We start from the raw sequence: 15,407 nt of genomic DNA, 5'->3' as shown, positions 1-15,407 counted from the left end.
CGGCGGCTGCCCGCCGGAGCCGTCGGTGTCCGCTCGGAGCGCACCGCGTGCGGCCGGGACTGGGTGAGCTGCGCGGTGCTCCGCGTGCTCCCGGCGCGACCGCTGTGACCTGCTCCGACGGACTCGCGCGAGGGCTCCTCGCCCTGGGGGGAGGCGCCCTGCGGGACCGGCGCGGGTCTCGGTCCGCCGGCCGCGACCGGAAGCGCGGGGATCCGGCGCCGGCGGTCCAGCCAGCGGTCGCGCACCGCGAGGACGGCCGGTTCCGCGCGGCCGATCAGCGGCTCGAACCAGGGCAGCCCCAGCAGGATCAGCAGACCGGCGGCCCAGCCGAGCAGTACGTCGCTCAGCCAGTGCGTACCGAGATAGACGGTGGTCGCGCCGACGCCCAGCGCCACCACGGCCGACAGGACCGACAGATAGCGTCTGGCCCTCGGCGTGGTGGCCAGATAGGCCAGGATTCCCCAGGTCACGACAGCGTTGGCGGTGTGGCCCGAAGGAAATATATCGCCGCCCGCGAACAACTCGGCCGAGCCGATCCGCGTCGCGTAGTGCGGGCCGAGCCGGCCGAGCCCGAGCTTGACCGCGCCGACGGTCACGTTGAGCAGCAGCAGGGCGGTGCCGAGCGCCAGCAGGGGGCGCAGCGTGTGCTGGCGCCAGGAGCGCCAGCCCAGCCAGGCCGCGATCATCACGGCGGTGGGGCCGCGCTGGCCGAGCACCACGAAGTAGTCGAGGAAGGCATGCAGATCCGGCCATTGCTGATAGGGCCGGAACAGCATGACTTTCCAGTCGAGGGTCACCAGTGAGGAGGTGACGAGCACGGCGACGACGATGGCTAGATAGAACGCCAATGTCCCGCCGAAGAGAGCCGTGCGGGTGCGGCTCATCCGCGGGATCTCTATCTTCGGCGGCTCCGGCTCCCGGTCCAGGCGGGCAAAGATGTCGGTACGCACACAATGGACGTTACAGCGAGTGAGTGAGTGAACCGGTCCATCACGTCCCTTCGTGATGACGATGTGATGTGGAGTACGGCCCGGCGGACCGTTTATTCGAGGGGGTTCCCGAAAATCCAAGTGACCTTCGGCCCTATTCACCGGTACGCCCTTCCGGGAACTGTCTTTGTGCAGCACAGAAATAGTTCACCGTGGCGTCGCACAGAATTTCCCTCCTGCTCGCGCACGTCCGGGGTCCACGGTCCTGGCCGGTGCGGCGTGGCATACGCCACACCGCCTGGTCGCAACGGTGGGGGAGCCACCACGCGCCACACGCGTTCACTCGCGTACGCTGTCGGCTCACTCGCCCGTCGATGCCGGGCCACCCCGAGGGACCGAGGTCCCCGTCGGCCCACCGAGCGCGAGGGACGCATTGGGAGGTACTCAGATGTCCGGGACCACCACGGCCGGATCACGGCTGCGCGCGGCCACCGGTGCCCATCGCTGGGTCGTCCTGTTCGTCCTCTGTGTGAGCCTGCTGCTGGTGGCGCTCGACGCGACGGTCCTGCATGTCGCGGTGCCCGCCGTCACCGGGGACCTCAGGCCCAGCGGTGTCGAACTGCTCTGGATCGTGGACGCGTATCCGCTGGTCTGCGCCTCGCTGCTGATCCTGTTCGGCACGCTCGGCGACCGGGTCGGACGCAGACGCGTGCTGCTGATCGGCTACGGGCTCTTCGCCGCGGCCTCGGCCGTAGCGGCCTTCGCCGGATCACCCGCGGTGCTGATCGGGGCACGCGCGCTGCTCGGTGTCGGCGGCGCGATGATCATGCCCGCGACACTCTCCATCCTGCGCGCGGTCTTTCCCGACCGGAGGGAGAGGGCCCTCGCCATCGGTGTCTGGACGGCCGTCGCAGCCGTCGGAGCCGCCGTCGGCCCGGTGCTCGGCGGTTTTCTCGTCGAACACTTCTGGTGGGGCTCGGTCTTTCTGATCAACATCCCGCTGCTGGCGGTCCTGCTGCCGCTGGGCCGGGTGCTGCTGCCCGAGTCCAAGGGCTGCGGTGACGGTCCCTGGGACGTGCTGGGCGCGCTGATGGCCGCGGCCGGGGTGCTCGGCGTGGTGTTCGGGGTGAAGCGCCTCGGCGCCGGAGAGGGGCCGCTGAGCCTCACGACGCTCGGTCCGCTCTGTGTGGGCACGGCCCTGCTGGTCCTCTTCGTCCGCAGACAGCGCCGCCGTGAGCATCCGCTGATCGACATGCGGATGTTCGCCAGGCCCACGTTCTCCACCTCCGTGGGCTGCATTGTTCTCGCCATGCTGGCCCTGGTCGGTCTGGAGCTGATCGCGGTCCAGTACCTCCAGCTCGTGCTGGGGCTCAGCCCGCTGGAGACCGGACTGCGCCTGCTGCCGCTCACCTTCGCCGCCATGGCCGCGGGCATCACGGGATCGGCCACCCTGCGCAGGCTCGGCCCGCGCCGGATGGTGTCCTGGGGCTTCGTCCTGACCTCGGTCGCCGTGCTGCTGCTGGTCCTGATGGGCCAGCACGACCGGCCCGGCCTGCTGACGGCGGGCTTCGTCCTGCTGGGCTTCGGCCTCCAGACCACGCTCTTCGGCGCGTACGAGTCGATGCTGAGCGAGGCTCCCGCCGATCAGGCGGGCGGAGCGGCGGCCATAGGCGAGACCTCGTACCAGCTCGGCGCGGGCCTGGGGATCGCGCTGCTCGGCAGCGTGATGAACGCGGCGTACGCACCCGCGGTCTCCTCGGTCAGGGGCGTCCCGTCCGCCGCGCGCTCGGCCGCGGCGGACTCGCTCGGTGAGGCCTATCAGGTGGCGGCCCGGCTCGGCGGGCCCGTCGGCGAGAATCTGCGGACCGCCGCACGCCATTCGTTCGTGCACGGGCTGCACATCACGCTGCTGGTCAGCGCGGGACTGCTGCTGCTCGGCGCGCTGGCCGCGCTGCGGCTGCCGAAGACCATGGAGTGCCCGCCGCGCGCCGCCGGGGAGCCGGACGGGACGCCGCCGCAGGTCCGGCGGCGGCAGCCGGGGGCGCCGCAGCTCCGCAAGCCACCGGAGCAGCGCCGTTCCCACCCGAGCGGTACGGCGGAGCCCCGAGCCTCCGCGGACCCCCGGGCAGATCGCCGGGCAGATCCCCGGGCAGATCCCCGCGCGGCCACCGAGGCCCCCCTCCCGGCGGGCCGCGGACGCGGTTAGGGCCGGGGGCGCTCGCGTAGGGCCGGGGGCGCTCGCGCCTGAGGGGCCGGCCGGGTCCGGCGGGGGGCGCGGCCTGCCGGCGCTGCTAGTTTGTGGCCGGTCCGAAGTCCGTGAGCCGCCGGGAGGTCCTGCTATGTCCGCACCGTCCGCCGCGAAGCTCCCGCCCTTCGATCCCGCCGATCCTCTCGGTCTCGACGATCTCCTCGGCCCGGAGGACCTGGCGATCCGTGACACCGTGCGCGCCTGGGCCGCGGACCGCGTGCTGCCGCACATCGCCGAGTGGTACGAGCGCGGCGAGCTGCCCGTCGCCCGCGAGCTGGCCAGGGAGCTGGGCGGACTCGGCGCGCTCGGGATGTCCCTGACGGGCTACGGCTGCGCGGGCGCCACCGCCGTCCAGTACGGGCTCGCCTGTCTGGAGCTGGAGGCCGCCGACTCCGGTATCCGCTCGCTCGTCTCCGTACAGGGCTCGCTCGCCATGTACGCGATCCACCGCTACGGCTCCGACGAACAGAAGCGGCGCTGGCTGCCCGCGATGGCGGCGGGCGAGATCATCGGCTGCTTCGGGCTCACCGAGCCCGACCACGGCTCCGATCCGGCCGGAATGCGGATGTACGCCAAGCGCGACGGCGGCGACTGGGTGCTCAACGGCCGCAAGATGTGGATCACCAACGGTTCGCTGGCGGGTGTCGCCGTCGTCTGGGCACGTACCGACGGCGGGAGCGGCGAGGGCGGTGACGGCGGCGACAGCGGCGACAGCGGCGATATCAGGGGGTTCCTTGTCCCGGCGGACACCCCGGGCTTCTCCGCTCCCGAGATCAGGCACAAGTGGTCGCTGCGCGCCTCGGTCACCAGCGAGCTGGTCCTCGACGACGTACGGCTGCCGGCCGACGCCGTACTGCCGGGCGTCACCGGACTGCGCGGACCGCTGAGCTGTCTGAGCCATGCCCGGTACGGCATCGTCTGGGGCTCCATGGGCGCCGCGCGCGCGAGCTTCGAGTCGGCGCTGGCCTACGCCGTCTCACGTGAGCAGTTCGGACGGCCGATCGGCGGCTTCCAGCTCACCCAGGCCAAACTGGCCGACATGGCCCTCGAACTGCACAAGGGAATCCTGCTCGCCCACCATCTCGGGCGGCGTATGGACGCGGGCCGGCTCCGCGCCGAGCAGATCAGCTTCGGCAAGCTCAACAATGTGCGGGAGGCGATCGAGATCTGCCGGACCGCGCGGACGGTCCTCGGCGCCAACGGGATCTCGCTGGAGTATCCCGTGATGCGCCATGCCACGAATCTTGAGTCGGTGCTCACCTACGAGGGCACCGTCGAGATGCATCAGCTTGTCCTGGGCAAGGCGCTCACCGGCCTTGACGCCTTCCGGTGACCGCGGGTCACTCCGGCGAGGCGCGCGCCTCGGTGAACCGATGAGCGCCCTGCTCAGCTCTGGTTGAAGAAGCCGTCCTGCGGCCGTCCCGCCGAGTCGCCGGTGACGATCTCCGTGTCGGCCGGGCTCAGCAGGAAGACCCGGGTGGCGACCCGGTCGATCGAACCGCGCAGTCCGAAGATCAGCCCGGCGGCGAAGTCCACCACGCGCTTGGCGTCGGAGGCCTCCATGGCGGTGAGGTTCATGATGACCGGGACACCGGCGCGGAACAGCTCGCCGATGCTCCGGGCGTCCCGGAAGCTGTCCGGGGAGACGGTGGCGATTCTGCGGTCACGCTCCTGGGCGGTCTCGGAGGCGACCCGCACCCGCGGATCGGTCTTCCAGGTGTCGCCGCTCTCAGCACTCTCGGCGTACTCGTCGTCGTAGTAACGCTCGTCGCTGTCCTCAACGAGGCCCAGCCAGGCGCTCGCCTTGCGCACCGATCCCATGGACGCCTCCTTTCACCGCGGTCACATCTCGTTCCCTGCCCCTATCGTCGTCCATGATGCGGATTGAGCGCCAAGGGGATAGTCGGCGCGCAGGCGATTCGTGACGGTACTGGTGCAGAAGATGTGGCGATTCGTCAAGGTTCTTCCAGCGTAGGGCCCCTGACGGGGTGCAAAATATGAACTTCCGGCCAGATGGGTGAGGCTGGGGACGTACGGGTGAACGGAGTGCTCGCTACGATGCCCCGCGCACCAATGAGTGACTTCTCGGGGGACCAGTCATGTTCGGAATCGTCAGACCGTGCGACCACCGTCTCGCCGACGGACTCAAGGCCGAGTGGACGGCCCATCTCTGCGGGCTCTGTCTGGCACTTCGCTCCGACCACGGCCAGTTCTCGCGGATCGTCACCAACTACGACGGGCTGATCGTCTCGGTTCTGACGGAGGCTCAGCTCGAACGCGCCGATGTACGGCGCAGGACGGCCGGGCCCTGTCCGCTGCGCGGTATGCGGACCGCGCCCGTCGCCCGTGGCGAGGGCGCGCGTCTGGCCGCCGCCGTCTCGCTGGTGCTGGCCTCGGCGAAGGTACGGGACCACGTCGCCGACCGGGACGGGCTGTTGGGGCGCAGACCGCTGGCCGCCGCCGCGCGCAGGGTCGCCACCGGCTGGGACCGGGCGGGCGCGCGGACCGGCGCGGAGCTCGGTTTCGACACGGCGGTGCTGGTCGACGCGGTCGACCGGCAACCGGGGATCGAGGCGCTGGCCGGTCCCGGCACCCCGCTGCTCACCGTCACGGAACCGGCCGAGACGGCCACGGCCGCCGCCTTCGCGCACACCGCCGTACTGGCGGGCCGGCCCGGCAACAGCGCGCCGCTCGCCGAGGCCGGCCGGCTCTTCGGCCGGCTCGCGCATCTGCTGGACGCCGTGGAGGACCAGCGAGCTGACGAGGCGTCGGGTGCCTGGAACCCGCTCACCGCGACCGGCACCCCGCTGACGGAGGCCCGCCGGCTCGCCGACGACGCGGTGCGCGGGATCAGGCTCGCCCTGCGGGACGCGGAGTTCACCGACGGCCGGCTGGCGCATGTGCTGCTCGCCCACGAACTGCGCATATCCGTCGACCGCGCCTTCGGCGCGACGGCCTGCGGGCATCTGGCGCGGGGCGGCCAGGACGGAACGGGCGGTCCGCCGCCGCAGGGCAACCCGTACGCCGGCCAGGGGCCCGGAGCGTACGGGCCCTACGGCTCGAACAATCCCCATGGCGGCGGACAGCCGGGCATGCCGGGCGGGCCCGGTGGCCCCGGCGGTCCGCCGGGCCCCGTGCCGGAGCCGCCGAAGCCCGGCAGACGCGGCTTCTGGGCCGGCTGCGCGGTCTTCGTCGGACTGTGCTGCACCTGCAAGCTGTGCTGTGCGAAGGAGTACGAAGGTCCATGGTCGCGCAAGAAGCGGGAGGGCTGCTGCCGCGACTGCGACTGTGATTGCGGCAACTGCTGCGACTGCTGCGGTTGTGACTGCTGAGGACGGCGGGCAACGCGGGCGAGGGGATTGGAGCGTGACGCTCTGCGTGTGAAGGCACGCGGAACGGCGCGGAAGCGCCGGGAGTGCTGGGGCCGTGCAGGGTGTCAGCTCAACAGGAAGAGGACCACACTCGACCGAAGTCGATGTGGGAGCGCGTGACCAGCCACTGCTGCCTATGCATGGTCTTAAGTGGAACAGGCATCCGTTTCCACGTCAACTGAGCGAGACCGCCTGCTCACAGTCCGGACAAGCTTGACAACGGGCCGTACACACCGCTTAGCCTCAAAGGAGTGGCGGATCCCGCTGAGGGGCTCGGTCCGCCCGCACTGCCCGTGAAGGCACATCCCGTGTTCGATCACCGTATCCACGGAGCCTTCGCATGCCTGTGCCACCTGTGTCGTCGGACACCGTCCGCCCTCCCGCAGTGACTCCCTCCCTCGTGGTGATCGGCGCGGGCCCGCGCGGCACGGGCTTTCTGGAGCGGCTCGCCGCCAATGTGCCGTCCCTCTACGACGGCCGGCCGCTGGACATCCATCTCGTGGACCCGTATCCGCCGGGCGCCGGGCGGATCTGGCGCCGTGACCAGTCCCCGCTGCTGTGGATGAACTCCATGGCCGAGGACGTCACCATGTACACCGACGAATCGGTCGTCCTGGACGGGCCCGTACGGCCCGGGCCAGCGCTGCACGAATGGGCCCGGGAGGTCGGGGAGGGCCGGATACCGCTCCCCGCAGAGTCCGAGCGGGCCGAGCCGGGACTCCGCGCCGCGATCGTCGCGCTGACCGGCCAGACCTTTCCCAGCAGACAGGTGCAGAGTGCCTATCTGAGCTGGGTGTACGAACAGACCGTGGCCGCCCTGCCGTCCGGTGTCACGCTCCATCGGCACCGCACCAGCGCCCTGCGGATCAGCGGACCGCGCGGCGGACGCCAGCGGGTCTGGCTGGAGGACCGCGCCGAGCCGCTGCTCGCCGATCTCGTCGTCCTCACCCTCGGCCATCTCGACGGTGAACCCGACGCGCGCCAGCGGGAGCTGCGGGAGTTCGCGCGGCGCCACCAACTGATCCATCTGCCGCCGGACTTCACCGCCGACAGCGATCTCTCCGCACTGCCCGCCGGTGAACCCGTCCTCGTCCGGGGCTTCGGACTCGCCTTCGTCGATCTGATGGTGCTCCTGACCGAGGGACGCGGCGGACGGTACTCCGGGGACGCCGAGGACGGGAGCGCCGACCGGGACGGCGGAGAGCTCACGTACCACCCTTCGGGGCGCGAACCGGTCCTGTACGTCGGATCGCGGCGCGGAGTCCCGTACCACTCCAAGATCGGTTACGGTCCGGACGGCGAACGGCCGCCGCTGCCGCGCTTCCTGGGACCCGAGCAGATCGACGAGCTGCTGAGCAGGCCGGGCCCGCCGGACTTCGAACGCGATCTCCGGCCGCTGGTGGACAAGGAACTCGGATTCGCCCACTACCACCGGCTCTTCGGCGCCCATCCCGAGCGCACGCGCGTCGGCTGGACCGACTTCGAGGAGAAGTACGCGGCGGCCGACCCGGGCAGCCCGGAGCTGGAGGCCCTGGTCACCACGGCCGTACCGGATCCCGCCGACCGGCTCGATCTGGCCGCCCTCGACCGGCCGCTGGACGGCGTGCGCTTCGCCTCGTCCGACGCGCTCCAGGACGCGCTGCGCGCCTACATAGCCGCCGATCTCGTCCGTCGGCACGATCCGTCCCACAGCGCGGACCTGGCCGTCTTCCACGGGCTGCTCTCGGTCTACGGGCAGCTCATGCGCCTCGGCGACCTCGGAGACATGGACGACCGGTGGCACGGCTTCTTCAGCTATCTCGCCTCGGGCCCGCCGGGCCCGAGACTGCGTCAGCTGCTCGCGCTCTCGCGCGCCGGTGTGGTGCGCTTCCTCGGCCCGGGTATGACCGTCGAGACCGATGAGCGGCGGGGTGTCTTCCGGGCCCGCGGCGCCGGGGTGCCCGGCGAGTACGTCGAGGCGCGCGCCCTGGTCGAGGCGCGGCTGCCCGATCCCTCGCCGGAGCGCACCCGCAGCCCGCTGCTGCGCGCGCTGTACGAGGAGGGCGCCGCCGTCACCGCCGGGGCAGGTCTGGTCAAGGTCGACCCCGGCGACGGACGGCTCGTGGAGCGCGACGGCCGTCCGCATCCCCGGCGCTTCGCGCTCGGCCCGTACACCACCGCCCGGTCCAGCGGCGCGTTCACCCGCCCCCGTACCGGCGGACCGGCGTTCCGGCAGAACGACGCGACCGCGCGGGCCGCGCTCACCCTCCTCGGTGAACTGCACGTCCGCACCGCACCCGTGTCCCGCGCCGACGGGCCGCGCGCCGTACCTCCGTCGCCGGACGATCCGCGCCCCGTGCCGCCGGACGGTTCGCGCGCCGTGTCCTCAACCGCCGGACGGGCCCCGAGCGGCCCGTCCGAAGCCGAAAGGTAAGGCCGCCATGTCCGCCACCCGACCCCTGCATCTCGCCGCCGAGATCGGCGGTCCGCCGCACTACGACGCCGCGTGGTACGTCGAACTCGCCCGGCTCGCGGAGCGCGGCGCCCTCGATTTCGTCACCCTCCAGGACTCCTTCGCCCGGCCCGGTCCCGACGCGCTCGCCGTGCTCTCGCGGGTCGCGCCGGCCACCGAGCGCGTCGGTCTGGTGCCGACCGTCACCACCACCCACACCGAGCCGTTCCATGTCTCCACGGCCCTGGCGACGCTGGACTGGGTCAGCCGGGGCCGGGCCGGCTGGCTCGTCGACGTGTCGGACACACCGGCACAGGCCCGGCTCTTCGGCCGCCGGCCGGCCGCCCCCGCCGCCGCCCTGTGGCACGAGGCCGGTGAAGTCGCCGAGGTCGCCGCCCGGCTCTGGGACAGCTGGGAGGACGACGCCGAGATACGCGACGCGTCGACAGGGCGCTTCATCGACCGCGACAAGCTGCACCATGTCGACTTCGAGGGAAACGGATTCAGTGTCCGCGGCCCGTCCATCGTGCCGAGACCCCCGCAGGGCCACCCGGTCGTCGTGATCGACGGGACCACGGACGGGAGCGGAAGGACCGCGGCGCGCCACGCCGATGTGGTGCTGGTACGGGCCGGCCGCGCCGAGGAGGCGGCGGCACTGCGCGAACGGCTCCGCACGCGCGCCGCCGACCACGGCCGCGACCCGGACACCCTGCGGGTGCTCGCCGCGCTCACCGTCCATCTCGGCGACGGCGAACGCCCGCTGGACCCGGGCCTGGAGAGCGAGCCGCACACCACGGCCGGCCCGGTGGGACCGCGCTACCGCGGCGGCCCCGCGGGCCTCGCCGAACTCATCACCGGCTGGCACGGCGCCGGTGCCGTCGACGGCTTCCACCTCACGCCCGCCGAACCGCGCCGGGATCTCGAACGGCTGGTCAACGGCACCGTGGCGCTGCTCCAGCACCGAAGCCTCTTCCGTACCTTCCACCCGGGCGGCACCCTCCGCGAACATCTCGGCCTCGCCCGCCCGGTCAGCCGGTACACGACCGCCGGGGGAGTCCGATGACCGCCGACCGCGAACCGATCCATCTCGCCGCCCACTTCCCCGGTGTCAACAGCACCACCGTCTGGACCGACCCGCGCTCCGGGTCGCAGATCGACTTCTCCTCCTTCGAGAAGCTCGCCCGTACCGCCGAGCGCGGCAAGTTCGACTTCTTCTTCCTCGCCGAAGGGCTGCGGCTGCGCGAACACAACGGCCTCATCCACGACTTGGACGTGGTCGGCCGCCCCGAGTCCCTCACCGTGCTGAGCGCGCTGGCCGCCGTCACCGACCGGCTCGGGCTGGCCGCCACCGTCAACGCCACCTTCAACGAGCCGTACGAACTGGCCCGCAGACTCGCCACGCTCGACCATCTCAGCGCGGGACGGGCCGCCTGGAACGTGGTGACCTCCTCCGACGCCTTCACCGGGGAGAACTTCCGGCGGGGCGGCTATCTCGACCGCGCCGACCGCTACACCAGGGCCGCCGAGTTCGTCGCGACCGCCCGTGAGCTGTGGGACTCCTGGACACCCGCCGAGCCCGGCTCCCCGCACGGCGCACCCCGGCCCTTCGCCCACACGGGACCGCAGTTCGACATCGAGGGCGAGTTCACCGTCCCGCGCTCGCCGCAGGGCCACCCCGTGGTGATCCAGGCGGGCGACTCGGACGAGGGCCGGGAGTTCGCCGCGTCGGCGGCCGATGTGATCTTCAGCCGCCACGGCACGCCGGAGGAGGGCCGCGCCTTCTACACCGACACCAAGGCCAGGCTCGCGAAGTACGGCAGGAAGCCGGCCGATCTGAAGATCATGCCCGGTGTGACCTTCGTCCTCGGGGACAGCGACGCGGAGGCGCAGGAGCGGGCCGCCGAGATCCGCAGACAGCAGATCTCCCCGCAGAACGCGATGCTCGCGCTGGAACAGGTCTGGGGACGCGACCTCTCGGCGTACGATCCGGACGGGCCGCTGCCCGAGATCGAACCGGACCCGGACTCGGAACTGGTCCAGGGCCGGGCCCGGGTCGCGGACCCGCTCGCCGTCGCGGCCAAGTGGCGGGCGCTGTCGGAGGCCAAGGGCCTGTCCATCCGGCAGACCGTCATCGAGACCACCGCGCGCCAGTCCTTCATCGGGACACCGGAGACCGTCGCCGGCGCGCTCGACACCTTCGTCCGGACCGGCGCGGCGGACGGGTTCATCCTCGTACCGCATCTCACGCCCGGCGGTCTCGACGAGTTCGTGGACCTGGTGGTGCCGCTCCTCCAGGAACGCGGTGCCTTCCGCACCGAGTACGAGGGCGAGACCCTGCGGTCGCATCTAGGACTTCCCGATCCGATAAGGAAAGGCTGAAACGGCATGACGACGGACATCAGCACGGAGACCTCCACGGGCGCCGACGGCGCGGACGGCGCGGCGCGGGCGTGGCGGAGCTGGCACGAGCACCGCACCGCCACGGTCTCGGCGCCGTACGGACCGCTCTCGCTCGTCGGCACACACTGGCTCGCCGACCATCCCGGGGGACGGCTGCCCGGGGTTCCCGGGCTCTGGCGTGAGGACGGTGACGGTGTGGTGCTGAGCGCGGCGGACGGCGACGGGCTCACCGCCGACGGCCGGCCGCTCACCGGGGAGATCCGGCTGGCCGCCGACAGCGGTCCCTTCGAGGCGTCGCGGATCGCCGCCGGGGAGCACAGACTTGTCGTGCTGCGCCGTGAGGGACTCTGGGCGGTGCGCGACGTCGATCCCGGGTCCGCCGCGCGGCACGCGTTCCGGGGGATCGAGGCCACGGCGTACGACCCCGAGTGGGAGCTGCCGGGCCTGTTCCGCCCGTACGAGGAGAGCCGGACCGTCCTGGTCGAGAACGCCGACGGACGTGAGCGGGGCCTCGGCCTGGGCGGTGAGCTCGTCTTCGGCGTGGACGGTACGGAGCACACCCTCCAGGTCGCGGTGGAGGAGGACGGCACGCTCTGGGCGGTCTTCGCCGACACCACCAGCGGGAAGGACAGCTTCCGTTTCCGCTTTCTGCGCCCGCCGGCTCCGGCCGGGGACGGGACGGTGACCGTCGACTTCAACCGCGCGCTGCTGCCGCCGTGCGCCTTCGCGGACCACTTCATCTGCCCGTTCCCGCCGCCCGGCAACACCCTGCCGATAGCGGTCCCGGCGGGTGAGCGCACGGTCGCGGGCTGAGCCGCCGCGCCGGTCCGCCGCTGCCGGGTGGCGCCTCCCGTGCCACCCGGCGGCGGCGTTCCGGCGTCCGGCGGTCCGCGGCCGGTGCCGGTGCCGGTGCCGGGTGTCGGTGCCGCGCCGGTCCGCGCGAACCCCGGTGCGCGGCGAAAAGCCGCCCTTGCGAGGGGAGTCGAGGGCCCCGATACTCCCGACCAGCGCCGGCGGGGGCGTGCGCTCCGTCCGGGACGGGCGGCCGTCCCCGGCCGCGCCTCACGGGCCCCCACCCCACGCAGGGCCCTCGATTCCCTCCGGGAGGAACGCCAAGTGAGGACCAAGCGCACCATCCGCCGCGCCGGCATGACCGGACGTACCCGTCTTCTCGCCCTCGCCACGGGGCTCTTCGCCGCCGTGGCGCTCGCGGTTCCCGCCGCCAGCGCCGGTACGGCCGGTACCCCCGCGTCCGCCGCGAGCAGGCTCGCCGCCCTCGGCGACGCCGTCCTGGACGCCGGTGTGACGGGCGTCGCCTGGCGCGCCGACCCGGCCGCCGGCACGGTCGTCGTCACCGCGGACAGCACCGTCTCCACCGCGGAGATCGCCGCGATCGAGCGGGCCGCCGGTCCCCGCGCGGGGGCGTTGCGCATCGAGCGTGCGACCGGCCGGCTCTCCACCCAGCTCTCCGGCGGTGACGCCGTCCACACCGGGAGCACGCGCTGTTCGGTCGGATTCAATGTCGTCAGCGGCAGCACGTACTACTTCCTGACGGCGGGACACTGCACCAGCGGCGCCTCGACCTGGTTCGCGAATTCCACGGGCACCACGGCCGTCGGCACCACGACCGCGACCACCTTCCCCGGCCGTGACTACGGCCTCGTGCGCTACACCAACCCGTCGATCCCCGTGCCCGGCACCGTCGGGACCGCCGACATCACCGGCGCGGCCAATGCCACCGTCGGGATGCCCGTCACCTTCCGAGGCGCCGTCTCCGGTGTCCGCAGCGGCGTTGTGATCAGTCTCAACAACACGGTCAACTACGGCGGCGGCCAGGTCGTCCAGGGACTGATCCGTACCAATATCTGCACCCAGCCCGGCGACAGCGGCGGCGCGCTCTACTCGGGCACCCTTGCCATCGGGATTCTCTCGGGCGGCAGCGGAAGCTGCTCCGGCGGTGCCGGTACCTCCTACTTCCAGCCGGTCGTCCCGGCGCTCGGCGCGTACGGCGTCACCGTCTACTGACCGGCCCCCCTCCGCCCGGAGCCGCTCCGCGCCCCCGTACGCCCTCCGCCGCCACCGTGGAGCCCCCGTCCGGTCCACCGGGCGGGGGCCCGCACTTGCGCGGTTCTGAGACACTGTGGGGGTGGTCGGCCACAGGGTGGACGGGGGCTGTGGAGCGGTGAAGCGTATCGGGGTGACCGGGCACAGGAACATCCCGGCCGAGGCGTACGCGCACATCAGGGCCACCATCCAGTCCGTACTCCGCGGTCAGCAGGGCTCGTTGGAGGCGCTCTCCAGTCTGGCCGCGGGCGCGGACCAGCTCTTCGCCGTCCTCGCGCTGGACTGCGGAGCCCGGCTCACCGCCGTCATACCCAGCGGTGACTACGAGGACGGCTTCGATGACCCGGCGGAGCTCGCCGGCTACCGGCGGCTCAAGGACCGGGCCACGCTGGAGGTACGGATGGCCTTCCCGCACTCCACCGACGAGGCCTACTACGCGGCGGGCACCTACATCGCGGACAACTGCGACCGTCTGCTGGCCGTCTGGGACGGCCTTCCGGCCCGCGGCCTGGGCGGCACGGGCGACATCGTGCGCTACGCGCGCGAGCGCGGAAAGCCGGTGACGGTCATCTGGTGCGAGGGCGTCGAGCGGGCCTGAGGCACCCGGTCCGCGCGACGGCCCGCGCGGCAGGAGTCCCTCAACTACGGTGCCGCACCAGCCAGTCGGTGTGCTGCGGCGAGACGATCCGCTCGGTCTCGTACACGGCGTTCGCCCACTGTCCCTCGGTCACCATCGTCTCCATCGCCGTGTGCATCGCCGCCAGGTCCTCCTCGACCAGCGAGTGCGCGGAGATGAGCGGCTGATGACGGCGGACCTCGCTCCACGCCAGACAGGCCGCGGCCGACGCCGACAACAGCCCCAGCACGGACGAGGATCCGGTGACCGAGAAGGTCCGCAGGGTGGCCAGGACGAGCGCCAGCAGGGTCAGCAGGGCGATGGTGACCGACCAGAGCGTGGTGGCACGGCGGGAGATCACCCTTCTGCGGTGATACCAGTTGCGCTGTTCGATCAGCCGGTCCCTGACATAGGTCTCCTTGCGTATCGTGAAAGGCTTCTCGCGCAGCAGCCGCATGGGCCCCGTGATCAGCTCACCGACCGGTCCCAGCACACCCGTGACACTGCTGTCACCGCCCGAACCGTCGCGCGGATCCTCCCAGCCCACCTTCCTCAGCTCGCCCAGCCCCGCCTCCATCCGGCTGGTGAACAGGCCGGCCGCGTCGGTGGCACCGGTGTCGAAGGGCGCTCCGTGGACCGCGTACCGCCAGGACATCGACTTGATGAACTCCGCGGCGGAGCGGTTGAGTTGCCAATGCGACTTTGCTCGCTGGCCCGCGGAGCGGAAGGTGAGCAGAAGCACTCCGGCGTACGCCAACGCGCTGAGTGCGCCGATGAGTTGGAACGAGCCCCCCACCTTCACCCCCCAGGGCACGGCGGCCAGCGCGGCGCCCACGACGAGCAGCAGGAGCTGGAGGCGGGTGGCCTGGACGGCCTGCCGCTGGCGCGCGATGGCTATGGCGTCCGCGTGATGGAAGAGAACCGGCAGATCAGCGTTTCGGAAGACCATGCTGTGCAGTGGTCCGCGTAACTCGGCCATGCGCGCCCCCGTCTGCTGTTTTGTTGTCACCCGATAGGCGGAACGCTGTGCGCGGTTCAGCCCCGTGAATTCCTCGTTATGTTTTGTCCCGGCATCGAGCGTCCGAGTTGCTGCCCGGGGGAACGAGAGTAAAGTCGAGCCGCTGACACTGCAACGGTGCCGTGTCTTCTCTCCGGACTACATCACCAAGGACGGCCGTCGTGACCCACCAGACCTCTGCCACCTTCGCCACCGCGAAGAAGAACAGGACTCCCCTCGCGGAGATCGATGTACGCGACGCCGGTGTCGCCAAGAAGCTCGGACGTGTACTGCCCATGCCCGCCGACCGCACCGCGCGCGTCTCAAGCTTCAATTCCGCCCTCTAGTACT

13 protein-coding genes are annotated in these 15,407 nt (G+C 71.8%); 10 read left to right on the top strand and 3 right to left on the bottom strand.

Annotated features, from left to right (window positions below):
• A partial coding sequence (locus tag BFF77_RS05970) for a phosphatase PAP2 family protein (protein ID WP_066944541.1) occupies positions 1-950 on the bottom strand: 950 nt, incomplete at its 3' end.
• Positions 951-1,377: 427 nt separating this feature from the next.
• Here BFF77_RS05970 and BFF77_RS05965 point away from each other — a divergent pair.
• Positions 1,378-3,135, top strand: coding sequence for an MFS transporter (locus BFF77_RS05965; protein ID WP_066944535.1), 1,758 nt, complete (start codon positions 1,378-1,380; stop codon positions 3,133-3,135).
• Positions 3,136-3,268: 133 nt separating this feature from the next.
• Positions 3,269-4,510 carry an acyl-CoA dehydrogenase family protein gene (locus tag BFF77_RS05960; protein ID WP_066944533.1) on the top strand — a complete coding sequence of 414 codons (1,242 nt, stop codon included), beginning with the start codon at positions 3,269-3,271 and terminating at the stop codon, positions 4,508-4,510.
• Between the two features lie 53 nt (positions 4,511-4,563).
• Here BFF77_RS05960 and BFF77_RS05955 read toward each other — a convergent pair whose 3' ends face one another.
• Positions 4,564-4,998 (bottom strand): cell division protein SepF, encoded by a 435-nt coding sequence (locus tag BFF77_RS05955; RefSeq protein WP_066944531.1) that lies wholly within the window; start codon positions 4,996-4,998, stop codon positions 4,564-4,566.
• Positions 4,999-5,276: 278 nt separating this feature from the next.
• Here BFF77_RS05955 and BFF77_RS05950 point away from each other — a divergent pair, with 278 nt between their 5' ends.
• From BFF77_RS05950 to BFF77_RS05920, 7 genes are all read left to right on the top strand, one after another.
• On the top strand, positions 5,277-6,509 hold the full coding sequence (locus BFF77_RS05950) for a DUF5685 family protein (protein WP_066944529.1): 1,233 nt from the start codon (positions 5,277-5,279) through the stop codon (positions 6,507-6,509).
• Between the two features lie 379 nt (positions 6,510-6,888).
• Positions 6,889-8,961 carry an FAD/NAD(P)-binding protein gene (locus BFF77_RS05945; RefSeq protein WP_079124875.1) on the top strand — a complete coding sequence of 691 codons (2,073 nt, stop codon included), beginning with the start codon at positions 6,889-6,891 and terminating at the stop codon, positions 8,959-8,961.
• A 7-nt stretch (positions 8,962-8,968) separates the two neighbouring features.
• Positions 8,969-10,042, top strand: coding sequence for an LLM class flavin-dependent oxidoreductase (locus BFF77_RS05940; protein WP_066944527.1), 1,074 nt, complete (start codon positions 8,969-8,971; stop codon positions 10,040-10,042).
• Positions 10,039-11,358, top strand: coding sequence for an NtaA/DmoA family FMN-dependent monooxygenase (locus BFF77_RS05935; RefSeq protein WP_066944525.1), 1,320 nt, complete (start codon positions 10,039-10,041; stop codon positions 11,356-11,358). The genes BFF77_RS05940 and BFF77_RS05935 overlap by 4 nt, the downstream gene beginning before the upstream one ends.
• 6 nt (positions 11,359-11,364) lie before the next feature.
• Positions 11,365-12,192, top strand: coding sequence for a DUF1684 domain-containing protein (locus BFF77_RS05930; protein WP_066944523.1), 828 nt, complete (start codon positions 11,365-11,367; stop codon positions 12,190-12,192).
• A 303-nt stretch (positions 12,193-12,495) separates the two neighbouring features.
• Entirely contained in the window at positions 12,496-13,404 is a 909-nt protein-coding gene (locus BFF77_RS05925) for a S1 family peptidase (RefSeq protein WP_066944521.1), read from the top strand.
• 157 nt (positions 13,405-13,561) lie between these two features.
• Positions 13,562-14,041, top strand: a complete 480-nt coding sequence (locus BFF77_RS05920) for a hypothetical protein (protein ID WP_066944519.1) — start codon at positions 13,562-13,564, stop codon at positions 14,039-14,041.
• A 40-nt stretch (positions 14,042-14,081) separates the two neighbouring features.
• On the opposite strand, the gene BFF77_RS05915 is transcribed toward BFF77_RS05920, so the two are convergent.
• Positions 14,082-15,008 (bottom strand): DUF4231 domain-containing protein, encoded by a 927-nt coding sequence (locus tag BFF77_RS05915; RefSeq protein ID WP_066944517.1) that lies wholly within the window; start codon positions 15,006-15,008, stop codon positions 14,082-14,084.
• A gap of 230 nt (positions 15,009-15,238) precedes the next feature.
• On the opposite strand from BFF77_RS05915, the gene BFF77_RS34250 reads away from it, so the two are divergent.
• On the top strand, positions 15,239-15,403 hold the full coding sequence (locus BFF77_RS34250) for an FXSXX-COOH protein (protein WP_107422087.1): 165 nt from the start codon (positions 15,239-15,241) through the stop codon (positions 15,401-15,403).
• The last annotated feature ends 4 nt before the right edge of the window (positions 15,404-15,407 follow it).

It is taken from the genome of Streptomyces lushanensis, from assembly GCF_001700515.1.
GTDB lineage: Bacteria > Actinomycetota > Actinomycetes > Streptomycetales > Streptomycetaceae > Streptomyces > Streptomyces lushanensis.
The sequence above is the reverse complement of the archived record's forward strand: the minus strand, read 5'-3'. Positions and strand labels throughout refer to the sequence as shown.

What these genes read in the sequence shown, in the direction of transcription:
- BFF77_RS05965 (WP_066944535.1), top strand. Translation starts at nt 1,378, where the DNA reads ATGTCCGGGACCACCACGGCCGGATCACGGCTGCGCGCGGCCACCGGT.
- BFF77_RS05960 (WP_066944533.1), top strand. Translation starts at nt 3,269, where the DNA reads ATGTCCGCACCGTCCGCCGCGAAGCTCCCGCCCTTCGATCCCGCCGAT.
- BFF77_RS05955 (WP_066944531.1), bottom strand. Translation starts at nt 4,998, where the DNA reads ATGGGATCGGTGCGCAAGGCGAGCGCCTGGCTGGGCCTCGTTGAGGAC.
- BFF77_RS05950 (WP_066944529.1), top strand. Translation starts at nt 5,277, where the DNA reads ATGTTCGGAATCGTCAGACCGTGCGACCACCGTCTCGCCGACGGACTC.
- BFF77_RS05945 (WP_079124875.1), top strand. Translation starts at nt 6,889, where the DNA reads ATGCCTGTGCCACCTGTGTCGTCGGACACCGTCCGCCCTCCCGCAGTG.
- BFF77_RS05940 (WP_066944527.1), top strand. Translation starts at nt 8,969, where the DNA reads ATGTCCGCCACCCGACCCCTGCATCTCGCCGCCGAGATCGGCGGTCCG.
- BFF77_RS05935 (WP_066944525.1), top strand. Translation starts at nt 10,039, where the DNA reads ATGACCGCCGACCGCGAACCGATCCATCTCGCCGCCCACTTCCCCGGT.
- BFF77_RS05930 (WP_066944523.1), top strand. Translation starts at nt 11,365, where the DNA reads ATGACGACGGACATCAGCACGGAGACCTCCACGGGCGCCGACGGCGCG.
- BFF77_RS05915 (WP_066944517.1), bottom strand. Translation starts at nt 15,008, where the DNA reads ATGGTCTTCCGAAACGCTGATCTGCCGGTTCTCTTCCATCACGCGGAC.